The sequence below is a fragment of the Rhizobium etli CFN 42 genome, from assembly GCF_000092045.1.
In the GTDB taxonomy this organism is placed as follows: Bacteria; Pseudomonadota; Alphaproteobacteria; order Rhizobiales; family Rhizobiaceae; genus Rhizobium; species Rhizobium etli.
Genome location: NC_007761.1, coordinates 1,552,498 through 1,568,255 on the forward strand (window position 1 = coordinate 1,552,498; position 15,758 = coordinate 1,568,255).

13 protein-coding genes are annotated in these 15,758 nt (G+C 61.8%); 8 read left to right on the forward strand and 5 right to left on the reverse strand.

Going from position 1 to position 15,758, the window contains the following annotated elements:
• Positions 1-129 precede the first annotated feature (129 nt).
• Positions 130-765: an outer membrane protein gene (locus tag RHE_RS07555; RefSeq protein WP_011424814.1), complete on the forward strand. Its 636-nt coding sequence runs from the start codon at positions 130-132 to the stop codon at positions 763-765.
• 83 nt (positions 766-848) lie between these two features.
• Here RHE_RS07555 and RHE_RS07560 read toward each other — a convergent pair whose 3' ends face one another.
• A complete protein-coding gene (locus RHE_RS07560) occupies positions 849-1,445 on the reverse strand; it encodes a glutathione S-transferase (RefSeq protein ID WP_011424815.1) in 597 nt (198 codons plus the stop codon).
• Between the two features lie 56 nt (positions 1,446-1,501).
• Positions 1,502-2,371 carry a 23S rRNA (adenine(2030)-N(6))-methyltransferase RlmJ gene (locus RHE_RS07565; protein ID WP_011424816.1) on the reverse strand — a complete coding sequence of 290 codons (870 nt, stop codon included), beginning with the start codon at positions 2,369-2,371 and terminating at the stop codon, positions 1,502-1,504.
• A 16-nt stretch (positions 2,372-2,387) separates the two neighbouring features.
• Between RHE_RS07565 and RHE_RS07570 the strand changes: the two genes are divergently transcribed.
• The 3 genes from RHE_RS07570 to RHE_RS07580 all read left to right on the forward strand — a co-directional run bounded on the left by RHE_RS07570 (position 2,388) and on the right by RHE_RS07580 (position 6,493).
• Positions 2,388-4,592, forward strand: a complete 2,205-nt coding sequence (locus RHE_RS07570) for a molybdopterin-containing oxidoreductase family protein (protein WP_042118203.1) — start codon at positions 2,388-2,390, stop codon at positions 4,590-4,592.
• Positions 4,589-5,179 (forward strand): NUDIX domain-containing protein, encoded by a 591-nt coding sequence (locus RHE_RS07575; RefSeq protein WP_011424818.1) that lies wholly within the window; start codon positions 4,589-4,591, stop codon positions 5,177-5,179. The genes RHE_RS07570 and RHE_RS07575 overlap by 4 nt, the downstream gene beginning before the upstream one ends.
• A gap of 144 nt (positions 5,180-5,323) precedes the next feature.
• Positions 5,324-6,493, forward strand: a complete 1,170-nt coding sequence (locus RHE_RS07580; protein ID WP_011424819.1) for an alpha-D-ribose 1-methylphosphonate 5-triphosphate diphosphatase — start codon at positions 5,324-5,326, stop codon at positions 6,491-6,493.
• Here the strand turns inward: RHE_RS07580 and purN are convergent.
• Entirely contained in the window at positions 6,490-7,161 is a 672-nt protein-coding gene (gene purN / locus RHE_RS07585) for a phosphoribosylglycinamide formyltransferase (protein WP_011424820.1), read from the reverse strand. The two genes, RHE_RS07580 and purN, sit on opposite strands and share 4 nt — an antisense overlap.
• A complete protein-coding gene (gene purM / locus RHE_RS07590; protein WP_011424821.1) occupies positions 7,158-8,231 on the reverse strand; it encodes a phosphoribosylformylglycinamidine cyclo-ligase in 1,074 nt (357 codons plus the stop codon). Before purM ends, purN begins: the two co-directional genes overlap by 4 nt.
• A 243-nt stretch (positions 8,232-8,474) precedes the next feature.
• Between purM and RHE_RS07595 the strand changes: the two genes are divergently transcribed.
• The 4 genes from RHE_RS07595 to ppx all read left to right on the forward strand — a co-directional run bounded on the left by RHE_RS07595 (position 8,475) and on the right by ppx (position 14,106).
• Complete coding sequence (locus RHE_RS07595; RefSeq protein ID WP_011424822.1) at positions 8,475-9,599, forward strand: AI-2E family transporter; 1,125 nt, start codon at positions 8,475-8,477, stop codon at positions 9,597-9,599.
• Positions 9,592-10,305 carry a DnaA regulatory inactivator HdaA gene (gene hdaA / locus RHE_RS07600; RefSeq protein WP_011424823.1) on the forward strand — a complete coding sequence of 238 codons (714 nt, stop codon included), beginning with the start codon at positions 9,592-9,594 and terminating at the stop codon, positions 10,303-10,305. Before RHE_RS07595 ends, hdaA begins: the two co-directional genes overlap by 8 nt.
• 64 nt (positions 10,306-10,369) lie before the next feature.
• Positions 10,370-12,574, forward strand: a complete 2,205-nt coding sequence (locus RHE_RS07605) for an RNA degradosome polyphosphate kinase (RefSeq protein WP_011424824.1) — start codon at positions 10,370-10,372, stop codon at positions 12,572-12,574.
• Between the two features lie 11 nt (positions 12,575-12,585).
• Entirely contained in the window at positions 12,586-14,106 is a 1,521-nt protein-coding gene (ppx, locus tag RHE_RS07610) for an exopolyphosphatase (protein ID WP_011424825.1), read from the forward strand.
• A gap of 251 nt (positions 14,107-14,357) precedes the next feature.
• On the opposite strand, the gene RHE_RS07615 is transcribed toward ppx, so the two are convergent.
• Positions 14,358-15,716, reverse strand: a complete 1,359-nt coding sequence (locus tag RHE_RS07615; RefSeq protein ID WP_011424826.1) for an esterase-like activity of phytase family protein — start codon at positions 15,714-15,716, stop codon at positions 14,358-14,360.
• Positions 15,717-15,758: the final 42 nt, after the last annotated feature.

The window sequence follows — 15,758 nt, forward strand, 5'->3', positions numbered from 1 at the left end:
TTTGGCTCTTTCAAATCCGCATTTCAGTTCCAATTTCAGTCTCGATCCGGAAGGGACATCTGGCAATTTCCCCGCCAATGCTTCGTTGATAGACAGATGAAAGCGGCGCGGGACTGAAAGGAGAAAAGTATGCGTGTACTCATTGCTGGCCTCATGGCCTCTGCTTTTGCAATCGCGGGCGTTTCGGCAGCTCAGGCGGCTGATGCCGTCGACCAGGTTCCGGAAGCACCGGTTGCCCAGGACGCCCCGGTCAAGCCGGCCGGCAACTGGGAAGGCTTCTATCTCGGCGGCGCCGGCACTTACAACATGGGTGACTTCGGTTCCGATCGCCACACCTACGGTTTCGGCGGCCAGGTCTTCACCGGTTACAACTGGCAAGCAGGCCAGATCGTTTACGGCGTTGAATCCGATCTCGGCTACAGCGGCGATGACGTCTCCTCGGGCGGCGTCAAGAACAAGTATGGCTGGAACGGCTCCGTCCGCGGCCGCGTCGGCTACGACATGAACCCCTTCCTGCTCTACGGTACGGCTGGTCTTGCCCTCGGCAATGTCAAGGTTTCCGACGGCACCTCGGACGAAAGCAAGACGAACTATGGCTATACGGTCGGCGCCGGTGTCGAAGCCTTCGTGACCAACAACATCACGACGCGCCTCGAATATCGCTACACCGACTACCAGAGCAAGGACTATGACCTCGACTCCGGCAGCTTCTCGCGCGGTTACGACGAGAACAGCGTCAAGCTCGGTATCGGCGTGAAGTTCTAAGCCGACTGAACAGAAATACGAGGAAGCCGGGCATGTCGCCCGGCTTTTTTGTTGGCGCGATCCTTCGTAAATTTGCTGCCGGATCAGGCGCTGGCCTTGAGCTCGCTATGAGCCGGGAATTTCTTTTCGAATTGCGCCAGCCAGTCGATCAACGGTGCATGATCGGCTTCCCACTGGTCTTTGAAGCGCAGGTCGAGATAGTCGAGCATGGCGGCGAGTGCAAAATGTCCGCCATTGAGTCTCTTTCCGAGTTTCGGGGGCTTGGCGCTGAGATGGGCAAGCCCGGCCGTCACCTTCTTCCATTGCCGGTCGATCCAGGGCTGATGGACCTTTTCCTCGTCGCGGAAGCGCCGCTCGTAGACGATCGTGAGCAGGCAGTCGCAAACGCCGTCGCACAGCGCTTCAAGCACTTCTGCATCCGCGCGTTTGCCGTTTTTGGAAGGATAGAGCCCGCCCTTCGTCAGGCGGTCGAAATAATGCATGATTGCCACGCTGTCGAAGATCGACGCCCCGTCATCCGTCAGAAGCGTCGGAATTTTGCCGAGCGGATTGTTGTCCACCAGGATCGCCGGCCCGGTATTGGTGTCGACTCGGATGGCGTTCAACTCGATACCCAGGAAATGCGCGGCCATCCGCACCTTGCTGGAATAGGGTGATGCGGGCGAACAGAGGAGCTTCATGGGACACCTGACGAGATTGTGGATGGCGCGGACTATCCCCGAAGCCGGTTGTAGGGTCAATCGCCCTTGGCCGTCTTGTTCTCGCCGCGCAGCCAGAAGGCGCGGTGCGAGGCGAAGCGGTCCTGCGCCAGGTGGTCCTTCAGCGCCGGGAGCATCTGGTGCAACTCATCCTTTAATGTGAAAGGCGGATTGACGACGACGAGGCCGGAGCCGGTCAGTCCGGTCATGCCGCGATCGCTGCGCACGGTGAGTTCGGCGCAAAGCATCTTCGGGATGTCGAGCGCTTGCAGAGCCTCGTGGAATTCCTTGATCGGCGCGCCCTTCTTCAGCGGGTACCAAAGGCAATAGGTGCCGCTGGGAAAGCGCCGATGGGCCTTTTCCAGCCCCTTGGTCAGGCGCTGATATTCGTTCTCTTCCTCGAAGGGCGGATCGACGAGGACGATGCCGCGCTTTTCCTTCGGCGGCAGATGCGCACCGAGCGCCAGCCAGCCATCGAGTTCGGTGATGCGGGCATGGTGGTCGCCCTCGAACAGCCGGTGCAACCGGGCATAGTCTTCGGGATGCAGCTCCATCGCCGACAGCCGGTCCTGCGGTCGGAACAGCATGCGCGCAAGTTTCGGCGATCCCGGGTAAAAACGGATGCCTCCCTCGGGATTGAGTTCGCGAATCGCCGAGAGGTAGGGCTCCAGCAGTTCGGAGACCTGAGGCCCGAGTTCGGCCTCCATCAATTTGCCGATGCCGGCCTGCCACTCGCCGGTTTTCTGCGCTTCCTCGGAGGAGAGGTCATAGAGGCCGATGCCGGCATGCGTGTCGAGCACGCGGAAGCCGCCATCCTTTTTCTGCATGTAACGGATCAGCCGCGCCAGCACGGCATGTTTCAGCACATCGGCAAAATTGCCCGCGTGGTAAATATGGCGGTAGTTCATTTTCGCTGATGTCCGTATGAATTCGTATCATGGGGAGTTTTTCTGGCTTTTGGCCATGCAGGCCTTGGCATATACAAATGCCATGAACATTGCGACCCCCATCGACGCCAAATCCCCGAAGCTGGACAGCAGTATCGGCCACACGGCCTGTCCGCACGACTGTCCCTCTACCTGCGCGCTGGAGGTTGAGATATCGGAGGACGGCCGCATCGGCCGCGTGCGCGGCGCCGGCGACCACTCCTACACCTCGGGCGTCATCTGCGCCAAGGTCGCCCGTTATGCCGAGCGGCTCTATCATCCCGACCGGCTGATGCACCCCTTGCGCCGCGCCGGCGCCAAGGGGGCAGGGCAGTGGCGGCAGATTTCCTGGGACGATGCGCTGGATGAAATTGCCGAAGCCTTCGTGAAGGCCGAGGAGAGGGACGGTAGCGAGGCGGTCTGGCCCTATTTCTATGCCGGCACCATGGGCTGGGTGCAGCGCGATTCAATCGACCGCCTGCGTCACGCCAAGCGCTATTCGGGCTTTTTCTCGTCGATCTGTACTAACCCGGCCTGGACCGGCTTCACCATGGCGACCGGCGTGCTGCGCGGGCCTGATCCGCGCGAGATGGGCCGCACCGATTGCGTCGTCATCTGGGGTACCAATGCGGTCTCGACGCAGGTCAACGTCATGACCCACGCGATCAAGTCGCGCAAAGAGCGCGGCGCCAAGATCGTCGTCATCGACATTTACGACAATCCGACGATGAAGCAGGCCGACATGGCCTTGATCGTCAAGCCGGGCACCGATGCCGCGCTCGCCTGCGCTGTCATGCATATCGCCTTCCGCGACGGCTATGCCGACCGGGACTATATGGCTAGATATGCCGACGATCCCGCCGGTCTCGAAGCGCATCTGAAAACGAAGACGCCCCAATGGGCCGCTGCCATCACCGGCCTGTCCGCCGAGGAGATCGAGGCCTTTGCCCGCCTCGTCGGCACGACGAAGAAGACCTTCTTCCGCCTCGGCTACGGTTTCACTCGCCAGCGCAACGGCGCGGTCGCCATGCATGCGGCCGCCTCGATCGCCACCGTGCTCGGCTCCTGGCAATATGAGGGCGGCGGCGCCTTCCATTCGAACAGCGATATCTTCCGCATGAACAATGCGGAACTGACCGGCCGGTCGATGAAGGATGCCGATATCCGCATGCTCGACCAGTCGCAGATCGGCAGAGTGCTCACAGGCGATCCGGTGGCCTTGCGCCACCGCGGCCCGGTGACGGCGATGCTGATCCAGAATACCAATCCGGCCAACATCGCTCCCGAGCAGCGCCTGGTCAGACGCGGCTTTGCCCGCGACGACCTGTTCGTCGCCGTGCATGAGCAGTTCATGACCGAGACGGCCGAGATCGCCGATATCGTCATTCCCGCGACGATGTTCGTCGAGCATGACGACATCTACCGGGCCGGCGGCCAGAATCATATTCTGCTCGGGCCGAAGCTGGTCGATCCGCCGCCGACCGTGCGCACCAATCTCTTTGTCATCGAGGAACTGGCAAAACGCCTCGGCGTCGCCGATCGCCCCGGCTTCGGCTTCACCGCCCGCGAAATGGTCGACCGCATCCTGAAATCGAGCGATCTGCCGGATTACGATCACTTCCTCGAACACAAATGGTTCGATCGCCAGCCGGCTTTCGAGGAGGCGCATTTCCTGAACGGTTTTGCCCATCCGGACGGCAAGTTCCACTTCCGGCCGGACTGGATCAATCAGCCGGCGCCGAACAAGCCGCCAGCGGCGATCGGCGCGCTCGGGCCGCATGCCGAGCTTCCTGTCTTTCCGGATCAGGTCGATGTCATCGAGGTCGCCGACCCCGAGCATCCCTTCCGTCTCGCCACATCGCCCGCCCGCAACTTCCTGAATTCGAGTTTCTCCGAGACGAAGACCTCCCGCCAGAAAGAGGGCCGCCCCGAAGTGATGATCAATCCCGCCGACGCCGAAGCCAACGGCATTTCCCATGGCGATCTCGTCCGCATCGGCAACGGCCGCGGCGATCTGCGCATCCATGCCCGCATCACCACCGAGGTCAAGCCGGGCGTGCTGATTGCCGAGGGCCCCTGGCCGAACAAGGCGCATGTTGATGGCGAGGGCATCAACGTCCTGACCGGCGCCGACCCCGTCGCGCCCTATGGCGGAGCGGCCGTGCACGACAACAAAGTCTGGCTTTGCAGGGACACAGCATGACGCAGCCGAAATCACGCATGAAAATCGTCAGCGAGCAAACGCTGTCGAATGGCTGGACACGGTTGAGCAGCTACCTGCTCGATTACATCGATCGCAAGGGGGCGACCCAGCAGTTGAAGCGGGAGGTCTATCACCGCACGCCCGCCGCCTGCATCCTGCTTTATGACCCCAAACGCGAGCTCGTCGTTCTTGTCCGCCAGTTTCGCCTTGCCGTGCATCTGAATGGCGATCCCGCCTGGATGATCGAGGTGCCGGCCGGCCTGGTCGATGACGATCATCCCGAACAGGCCATCCGCCGCGAGGCGATGGAAGAAACTGGTTACCACCTGCGCGACGCGCGTTTCCTCTTCAAATGCTACCCGTCGCCCGGCGCCATCACCGAAGTCGTCCACTTCTTCGTTTCGCTCGTCGACATAACCGACCGCATGGCGGAAGGCGGCGGCCTGGACGAGGAGCACGAGGATATCGAGGTTCTCGAAGTCCCGCTCGATGAGGCCGCCCAAATGATCGAAAACGGCGAGATCTTCGACGCCAAGACGATCATGCTGCTGCAATGGGCTCTGTTGAACAGGAATAAACTGCGATAGCGGATGAGCGGTCTCGAGCGACCCGCTGGGTTGGACTCGAGACGGTTTCGCTATCGCGGTTATCGTTCGGAAATTCATACGTTTGTCACGAAGCGGTTCTATCCGCTGCGGTCTGAAATCATCGATGCGGTCAGGAGAAAGCCCATGTGGCTCAGCAATTTCACCCTCGTTCTCCCGAACGAGGTGGTGAGTGAAGGTTCCGTGCGGGTTGAGGATGGCGCCATCGCCGAAATCCGGCCGGAGCCGGTCGCCGGCGCCGCCATCGATGGCGGCGGGCGGCTGCTGATGCCCGGTTTCGTCGATCTGCACGGCGATATGATCGAGCGTGAGATCGCGCCGCGGCCGAATGCGACGATGCCGATCGATTTCGGCATTCACGAACTCGACAAGAAACTTGCCGCCGCCGGTGTGACGACAGCCTTTGCCGCGGTCTCCTTCGCCACCGAAAGCGTCTATGGCCACGTCCGCTCGCTGGAGACGACGTCGACGGTGATCGAGGGCATCAACCGCCTGCGTAACAATCTTCTGATCGACCACCGTGTTCACGCCCGCTATGAAATCACCAATGTTGGCGCCACGCCTGCGCTCGAGCGCCTGCTCAATGCCGATCAGATCGACATGGTTTCGCTGACCGACCATACGCCCGGCCAAGGCCAGTACAACAACCTGCAAAGCTACATCCTCAGCATTTCCGAGCGCCGCGCCATCTCCGAGGACATGGCCGCCGAGATCGTCGCCAAGCGCATCGCCATGCGCAGCAATCCAGACATTGAGGCCAAGCTGAGGGAGATCGTCGCGCTGTCGCTGAAGCACAAGCTCTCGCTGGCCTCGCATGACGACGACAGTATCGAAAAAGTCGCCGAAATGCACGATCTCGGCGTCACCATCAGCGAGTTTCCGGTGACGGCACCCGCCGCCGAAGAGGCGCGTCGCCGCGGTCTCTGGACGCTGATGGGCGCACCGAACGCCCTGCGCGGCCAGTCGATGTCGGGCAATCTCAGCGCGCTCGATGCCGCAAAGGCCGGCCTGCTCAGCGTTATCGCCGCCGATTATCACCCGGCCGCCTTCGTACCCGGCATCTTCAAGCTCGCCGACGCGGTGGAAGGCGGCCTGCCGGCCGCCGTCGCTATGGCGACCGGCAACGCCGCCCGCTCCGCAGGCCTCTCCGATCGCGGCGAAATCGCCATCGGCCAGCGCGCCGATCTGGTCATCGTCGAGCGGGGCGACGTTAACCGCATCCGCGCCACCTTCCGCGCCGGCCGCTTCGTCTACAGCGACGGTACGCTGCATCCGCTGCGGGCGTTGGCGGCCTAAGCGAGGTCGCCGATCAGCGAGATGAGCTGGGCCTTGGGGGTAGCCGCCGAAGCCTCGGCGCCGATCGCCTTGCCGTCCTCCATCGTCACGCGGCCTTCGGCAAAGAGCCGCAGCGCCTGCGGGTAGATCTGGTGTTCGACGGTCAGCACCCGCGCGGCCAGGCTTTCGGCCGTGTCACCGGAGAGAATGGGCACGGCCGCCTGGCCGATCGTCGGTCCCTCGTCCATGCCTTCGGTGACGAAATGCACGGTGCAGCCGGCGATGCGCATGCCGGCGTCAATGGCGCGCTGATGGGTGTGGAGGCCGGGGAAAAGCGGCAGCAGGGAAGGGTGGATGTTGAGCATCCGGCCTTCATAACGCTGAATGAAGGTCGGCGTCAGCAGCCGCATATAGCCGGCCAGGCAAAGAATGTCGGGGGAAAGCTCGTCGAGCGCCGAAAAGATCGCCGCCTCATGCGCGTCCTTACTGGCATAATCCTTGCGGGGAAAGGCGAAGGTGGAGATGCCCTCGGCCGCTGCCTTGGCAAGCCCGCCGGCCTCCGCCTTGTCGGAGATCACGCCGACGATCTCGGCCGGATAATCGGCCGCCTTCGCCGCCGCGACCAGCGCCATCATGTTGGAGCCGCCACCCGATATGAAGACGACGACGCGTTTGCGCGGCGTGCTCATATGGCAAGCGTACCCTTGTAGACCGTGCCGGCAGCGCCCTCAGCGCGAGCAATCATGCGGCCGAGCGTGACGACCTTTTCGCCTTCGGCTTCGAGCGCCTTGGATACCGCGGCGACATTCTCCTCGGCCACGACGACGATCATGCCGATGCCGCAGTTGAAGGTGCGCAGCATTTCCTTGGCTTCGACGCCGCCCGTCCGGGCGAGCCACGAGAAGACCGGCGGAACCTTGACGGCGCCAAGGTCGATCTCGGCCGCCAGATGCTCCGGCAGGACGCGCGGAATATTCTCCGGGAAGCCGCCGCCGGTGATATGGGCAAGCGCCTTCAGCGCACCGGTTTCGCGGATCGCCTTCAGCAGCGGCTTCACATAGATGCGGGTCGGCTCCAGCAGCGCTTCGCCGAGCTTCTTGCCTTCGGCAAACGGCGCCGGCGCGTCCCAGCCGAGGCCGGACAGTTCCACGATCTTGCGGACGAGCGAGAAGCCGTTGGAATGGACGCCGGAGGAGGCGAGACCGAGAATGACGTCGCCTTCGGCAATGTCGCCGGAGGGGAGCAGCTTGCCGCGTTCGGCGGCGCCGACGGCAAAGCCGGCAAGATCATAGTCGCCGGAGGAATACATGCCGGGCATTTCGGCGGTCTCCCCGCCGATCAGAGCGCAGCCAGCCTCGCGGCAGCCGGCGGCAATGCCGCCGACAATCGCCGCACCCTGATCGGGAACGAGCTTGCCTGTCGCGAAATAATCGAGGAAGAACAGCGGCTCCGCGCCCTGGACCACGAGGTCGTTGACGCACATGGCGACGAGATCGATGCCGACGGTGTCGTGGTAATCGGCGTCGATCGCGATCTTCAGCTTGGTGCCGACGCCGTCATTGGCGGCGACGAGGACCGGATCGGTAAAGCCCGCCGCCTTGAGATCGAAGAGCCCGCCGAAGCCGCCGATCTCGCCGTCGGCGCCCGGACGGCGCGTCGAGCGCACCGCCGGTTTGATCTTCTCGACCAGGAGGTTGCCGTTATCGATGTCGACGCCCGCATCGCTATAGGTCAGGCCGTTTTTTCCAGACTGGCTCATGCTGGTCTCCGATGGCTATTTCAGGCGGCGGACGCGCCGCGTCATCTGCCGGTCGCAATTGCATGACAGGGGCATTTATGCAAGCGCTGCATGGGAAAAGCCCCCAATTTCCCGTGTCTTTAACCGGCCTTTCCGGGATTTGGCATGACAGGGTTGACCATCTTTGCGCCTGCATCCTATGTGCTGAATGGCCGCGTCGGACAAGAGGCGGCGTTCGGCGGCGGCGAGCGAAACGGGGAAGCAATGCCACAGCATGTCAGCGGCAACAGTCTGAAACGCCAGATCTTCTTCTGGCTGGCCGTGCTCGTCTTCTTCATCGCCTTTCTCTATGTCTTCAGCTCGATCCTCCTGCCATTCATCGCCGGCATGGCGATCGCCTATTTCCTCGATCCCGTCGCCGACCGGCTGGAGCGCCTGGGCCTCAGCCGCATGATGGCGACGGTCGGCATTCTGATCGCCTTTGTCATCGTCTTTGCGCTGGCGCTGATGATCCTCATTCCCGTGCTGATCAGCCAGTTCAACGATTTCGCCGAGCGCCTGCCGAGTTATATCAGCCAGCTGCAGAAATTCATCGCCCAGTCGCAGCATTCGCTGCTGCCGCAGTGGATCAGGAGCCAGGTCGGCACGATCAAGGATAATTTCTCCGGCATCCTCTCCGAAGGCATGGGCTTTCTGACCGGGCTCTTCGCGCAGATCTGGAATTCCGGCAAGGCGATCGTCGACGTCATCTCGCTGCTCGTCGTCACCCCCGTCGTCGCTTTCTATATCCTGCTCGATTGGGATCGCATGGTCGCCAAGGTCGATCAATGGATTCCGCGCGATTACGTGAATGATGTTCGCCAGATCGCCAGCGAGATCGATCAGGCAATCGCCGGCTTCATCCGCGGCCAGGGCTCGCTCTGCCTCATTCTCGGCATTTATTATGCCGCCGGCCTTTCCCTAGTCGGGCTGAACTTCGGCCTGCTGATCGGCCTCTTCGCCGGTATGATCAGCTTCATTCCCTATGTCGGCTCGCTTGTCGGCCTCGTTCTCGCCGTCGGCGTGGCGATCGTGCAGTTCTGGCCGGATTATCCCTGGATCGGCCTGGTGCTGGTCGTCTTCTTCAGCGGCCAGTTCCTCGAAGGCAATATCCTACAGCCGAAGCTCGTCGGCTCCAGCGTCGGTCTGCATCCGGTCTGGCTGATGTTTGCGCTGTTTGCTTTTGGCGCGCTCTTCGGCTTCGTCGGTCTTCTGGTCGCCGTGCCGGCTGCCGCCGCCGTCGGTGTCCTTGTCCGCTTCGCGCTTTCGCGCTACCTTCAGAGCGATCTTTATTTTGGCGCGTCGCCGAGCGCCCGCGCTCAGAAGACGAAATCAGTTCCCAATGAGTGACGTGAAGAACGCTGATCCGAAGCGCAAGGCCGGAGAGCAGCTGCCATTGGCCTTTTCGCACGATGCCGCAAGCGGCCGCGACGATCTTCTGATTTCGGAGCGGCTCGCCGCCGCCGTGTCGATCGTCGACGCCTGGCCGGCATGGCCGTCGCCGGTGGTCGTGCTCGCCGGCCCGGTCGGTTCGGGGAAATCGCATCTCGCCCGCATCTGGCAGGAGTTGAGCGGCGCCGTCAGCATTCATCCCGGACTCGGTTCGGACGCGGCTGTCGCTGCCGCTGCCGGTCCGGTGCTGTTCGAAGATGCCGACCGCCTCGGCTTCGACGACAATGCGCTTTTCCACGTCATCAACAGCGTGCGCGAAAACGCCACCAGCCTGTTGATAACAAGCCGTCTCTGGCCGATCTCCTGGCCGGTTTTGCTGCCCGATCTGCGCTCGCGTCTGAAAGCTGCGACCGTCGTCGAGATCGGCGAACCCGACGAGGTCTTGCTGTCGCAGGTGATCGTCAAGCTCTTCGCCGACCGGCAGCTTTATATAGATGACAAACTCGTGCTCTATATCGTCAACCGGATGGAGCGGTCGCTAAACGCGGCCCAGACGATCGTGGAAAGGCTCGACCGACTGGCCCTGTCGCGGGGCACGAAAATCACCCGAGCTCTTGCTGCCGAAGTATTGAATGAATTGGGAAATTCGGAACCGGCCGATTGACTGTCACAGTTCCGTCGTGAAACTGATATAATTGCCGTCGCGATTGAAACGGGGTAAGCGGACCATGGACAGCGCAGTCGCAGAACATCAGGAACTTACTCCGGAAACCAACGACAACGCGCCCCCGCTGGAAGAGTTGCTGGCAAGCCCCGAGCGCTTCATCAACCGCGAATTCTCCTGGCTGCAGTTCAACCGCCGTGTCCTGGAAGAGACGCTGAATACCGAACATCCGCTGCTCGAGCGCGTCCGCTTCCTGTCGATTTCGGCAGCCAACCTCGACGAGTTCTTCATGGTGCGTGTCGCCGGCCTCGAGGGCCAGGTGCGCCAGAACATCGCCATCCGCAGCCCAGACGGCAAGACACCGGCCGAACAACTCGATTCGATCCTGCAGGAGATCGACCATCTGCAGATGGAGCAGCAGGCTTCGCTCGCCGTGCTGCAGCAGTACCTCGCCAAGGAAGACATTCTGATCGTGCGCCCGGGCGCCTTGAGCGATGCAGACCGCCAATGGCTCGCCGCCGAATTCGAACAGGCGATCTTCCCGGTGCTGACGCCGCTGTCCATCGATCCGGCCCATCCGTTCCCCTTCATTCCCAATCTCGGTTTTTCGATCGGGCTGCAGCTCGTCAGCAAGAATGGCCGCGAACCGATGACGGCGCTGCTGCGCCTGCCGCCGGCGCTCGACCGCTTCGTCCGCCTGCCGGATGACGCGAACACAATCCGCTACATCACGCTGGAAGATGTCGCCAACATCTTCATCCACCGTCTCTATCCGGGCTACGAGGTGCAGGGTTCCGGTACGTTCCGCGTCATCCGCGACAGTGATATCGAAGTCGAGGAAGAGGCCGAGGATCTCGTGCGCTTTTTCGAAACGGCACTGAAGCGGCGCCGCCGCGGCAAGGTCATCCGCATCGAGACCGATTCGGAAATGCCGGCCTCGCTACGTCAGTTCGTCGTGCAAGCACTGAGCATCCCCGACAATCGCGTCGCCGTTCTGCCGGGGCTCCTGGCACTGAACACTCTGTCGGAGATCACCAAGGCGCCGCGCGACGATCTCAGGTTTCAGCCCTACAATGCGCGATTTCCCGAGCGCGTCCGCGAACATGCCGGCGATTGCTTCGCCGCCATCCGCGAGAAGGACATGGTCGTCCATCACCCCTACGAATCCTTCGACGTGGTGGTCCAGTTCCTTCTCCAGGCTGCTCGCGATCCTGACGTTCTGGCGATAAAGCAGACGCTTTACCGCACCTCGAACGACAGCCCGATCGTGCGTGCATTGATCGACGCCGCTGAAGCCGGCAAGTCGGTGACGGCGCTGGTGGAGCTCAAGGCCCGCTTCGACGAAGAGGCGAATATCCGCTGGGCGCGCGATCTCGAGCGCGCCGGCGTGCAGGTCGTATTCGGTTTCATCGAGCTCAAGACCCACGCCAAGATGTCAATGGTCGTTCGCCGCGAAGAAGGGAAGCTCAGGACCTATTGTCACTTGGGAACCGGCAACTACCACCCGATCACCGCCAAGATCTATACGGATCTCTCCTATTTCACCTGCAATCCCGTCATCGCCCACGACATGGCGAACATCTTCAACTTTATCACCGGCTATGGCGAACCTGAAGAGGGCATGCAGCTCGCCGTCTCGCCCTATACGTTGCGCTCGCGTATCCTGCGTCACATCGAGGAAGAGATTCAGCATGCCAGGAACGGCGCGCCGGCGGCGATCTGGATGAAGATGAACTCGCTTGTCGACCCCGACATCATCGATGCGCTCTATCGCGCCAGCCATGCCGGCGTGGAGATCGATCTCGTTGTGCGCGGCATCTGCTGCCTGCGTCCGCAGGTGCCCGGTCTCTCGGAGAAGATCCGCGTCAAGTCGATCGTCGGCCGCTTCCTCGAACACAGCCGCATCTTCTGCTTCGGCAACGGCCATGGCCTGCCGTCGGATAAGGCGCTGGTCTACATCGGTTCTGCCGACATGATGCCGAGAAATCTCGACCGCCGCGTCGAGACCATGGTTCCGCTGACGAATCCGACTGTTCATGAGCAGGTCTTGTCACAGATTATGCTTGGCAACGTGATTGACAATCAACAAAGCTACGAGATATTGCCCGACGGTACGTCGCGGCGCATGGAAGTGCGCAGGGGCGAGGAGCCGTTCAATGCGCAGCAGTATTTCATGACCAATCCGAGCCTGTCAGGCCGTGGTGAAGCTCTGAAATCAAGCGCGCCGAAACTGATCGCCGGCCTGCTTGAAGGCCGCAACAACAAGTAAAACTGGACCATATGGTTGAATCTGAAGCCCAGGGGCGCCTTCCAGGGATCGCCCCGGTCTCCGTCGTCGACATCGGATCGAATTCCATTCGTCTTGTCGTCTACGAAGGCCTGTCCCGTTCGCCTACGATCCTCTTTAACGAAAAGGTCCTCTGCGGCCTCGGCAAAGGCATAGCCGTCACCGGCAAGATGGATGAAGAGAGCGTCGCCCGGGCTCTGGCGGCGCTGCACCGTTTCAAGGCCCTATCCGATCAGGCGCGGGCCGCCACCATGTATGTGCTGGCGACGGCCGCCGCCCGCGAGGCGAGCAACGGTCCCGACTTCATCCATCAGGCGGAGACGATCCTGCAGCGCCACGTCCGGGTGCTTTCAGGTGAGGAGGAGGCTCGCTTCGCCTCGCTCGGCATCATCAGCGGCTTCTTCAATCCTGACGGCATTGCCGGCGACCTCGGCGGCGGTTCCCTTGAACTGATCGACATCAAGGGCAAGGAAGTCGGCAAGGGCATCACCCTGCCGCTCGGCGGTTTGCGCTTGTCGGAATATGCCGGCGGTTCGCTCTCCAAGGCACGCACCTTTGCCCGCAAGCAGGTGAAGACGGCAAAGCTCCTAGCGAAAGGCGAGGGGCGCACCTTCTATGCCGTCGGCGGCACCTGGCGAAACATCGCCAAGCTGCACATGGAGATTACCAATTATCCGCTGCATATGATGCAGGGCTATGAGGTATCGCTCGAAGCGATGATGTTGTTCCTCGATCAGGTGGCCACCGCGCGCGATTCCAAGGAGCCGGCCCTTCAGGCGGTCTCCAAGCATCGCCGTTCGCTGCTGCCTTTCGGCGCCATCGCCATGAAGGAAGTCTTGAGCGTCATGAAGCCGTCGGTGATTTCCTTCTCGGCACAGGGCGTGCGCGAGGGCTATCTCTATTCGCTGCTGTCGGAAGGTGAGCGCCGCCTCGATCCGCTGCTGGCGGCTGCCGGTGAATTGGCGATTCTGCGTGCCCGTTCGCCCGAGCATGCCCGCGAACTGGCGGAATGGACTGGTCGGATGATGCCCTTGTTCGGCGTCCAGGAAACCGAAGAGGAAAGCCGCTATCGTCAGGCCGCCTGTCTGCTTGCCGATATCAGCTGGCGCGCCCATCCCGACTATCGTGGTCTGCAGGCGCTGAACGTCATCGCCCACTCCTCTTTCGTCGGCATCAGCCATCCCGGCCGCGCCTTCATCGCGCTCACCAATTATTATCGTTTCGAGGGCCTGCATGATGACGGCGCCACCGGTCCGCTGGCGCAGATCGCGACCCCTCAGTTCATCGACCGCGCCAAACTGCTCGGCGGCATGCTGCGTGTCGTCTATCTCTTCTCGGCCTCCATGCCCGGCATCGTCAAGAACCTGACCTTCCGCCGATCCTCGAACCCAGACTTCGACCTCGAATTCGTCGTGCCACCGGAATATCGCGATTTCGCCGGCGAACGCCTGGACGGCCGCCTGCAGCAACTGTCGAGGCTGACGAACAAGCGGCTGGCGTTCCGGTTCGAGTAGGGCTGGCATACTTTTGGCGGGCTCTTTTAGTCGTGCCGTCCCTCCGCCCTTCCTCATTCCTATGCTCGTCAGCAATCCAGCCACCGCGCGTCCGCGCGGTGAATGACTCACTTGCTTTTGAAAGCGTCTCCCGCGCCCAACGACTTGGGCGCACTGAATTCCTGTGACGAGCACTGGAATGAGGTGGACGAGCATCCAAAAAAAGGCGGCGCTCGCGCACCGCCCTTCCTATTCTGTTTCAAAACTCAAAATTACTTCGCGTTCAAAAACTCGCCAACCTCAAGCAGGCTGAACTCGTTATTGTCGGCCTTGTCGACGGCGCGGCCGGCGGAGAAGGGGAGATTATTGTCGTTGCCGATGATGATGTGCGTGGCGTCGACACGATCGACGTTTTCGATCGTCACGAACGGCATGTCGTAGACCCCGTCCTTGGCTCCAGCCTTCTTCTTGTTGTCGGGATCCTGGATGTTGAGGAGGTCGATATAGCCGATCTTGCGGACAGCCTTGCCGGCATTGGCATCGTTGAATTCGATCTTGTAGACACGCTTCAGCTCGGCAGGCGCCTCGAAGCAATCCGGCTTCGGCTGCTTAGGATCGGCGCAGGCCTTGTCCTTGGTGCCGGCGCCGCTGTCCCGCTCGATGACGAGAGCGGTGGTGTCGTCGAGCATGTTGAAGTCACCGATCGACACGCCCTTGTCCTCGAATGGATAGAGCCAGCTGCGGCCGGTCCACTTCTTGGCGGCGACGTCGAATTCGATGATGCGGATGGCGGTGTGGCCGTCGGCTGTTTCCATCGTGCCGTTATCCCCGTAGATGGCGCCTTCGAGCAGGCCATAGAGCTTGGAGCCGTCCTTCGACATGGCAAGACCTTCGAAGCCGCCGGAGCGCTTCAGGTTGAAGACCGGCATCTTCGCCGCGGGATTGCCCGGCAACTGGATCAGCGGGTTGTCGGGCGAAAGCACCGGCTTGCCGTCAAGCGTCGTCGGGATGACATCGGTGAGGTGGCCTTCGATATCGACCTTGAGGAGATAGGGCCCGAACTCGTCGCCGAGCCAGAAGCCGTCGGCAACAGGCTGGATCGACTCGATGTCGAAGTCGGCACCGGTAAGGTAACGCTTTTCTGTGCCTTCGAGCACGATCGGGAAGGGGGCGATCTTGTTCGGATCGGAGAGAAAGAGGTTCTTGACGACCTCAGCCTTGTTGGCAGTCCAGTCGAACCTCATCTGATGCAGGAACAGCATGGAGTCGGAAGAGTTGGCTTTCGAACCGAAGCCGTTGTCCGAGAGCGTCCAGAAGGTGCCGTCGGCCATCGTCTTGATGCCCGAGAAACCCTGGATCGGCTGGCCGACGAAAGGGAGCTTCAGGTCGGTCACGCGAGCGCCGTCCTTCCCGGGGACGGTGCCCAGCGCTTCCGTGCGCTTGCGGTCCGGCGTCGTGAACTTGCCGGAATGCTTGAGGAAGTCGGGGGCGTCGGCCGGAGCCGCAACCATAGTGTTGGCAGGCAGGATCGCCTGGGCGGCGAGCTTGGCCGGGAATTGCTGCTGATCGGCCGAAACGGGGCCGGCAATCAGAATGAAAAGCGATACGGAAGCAAAAAGGACGTTCTTCATAATATCCCCATAGAACGGATGCGAATGGCTTCCGCTTAGCAG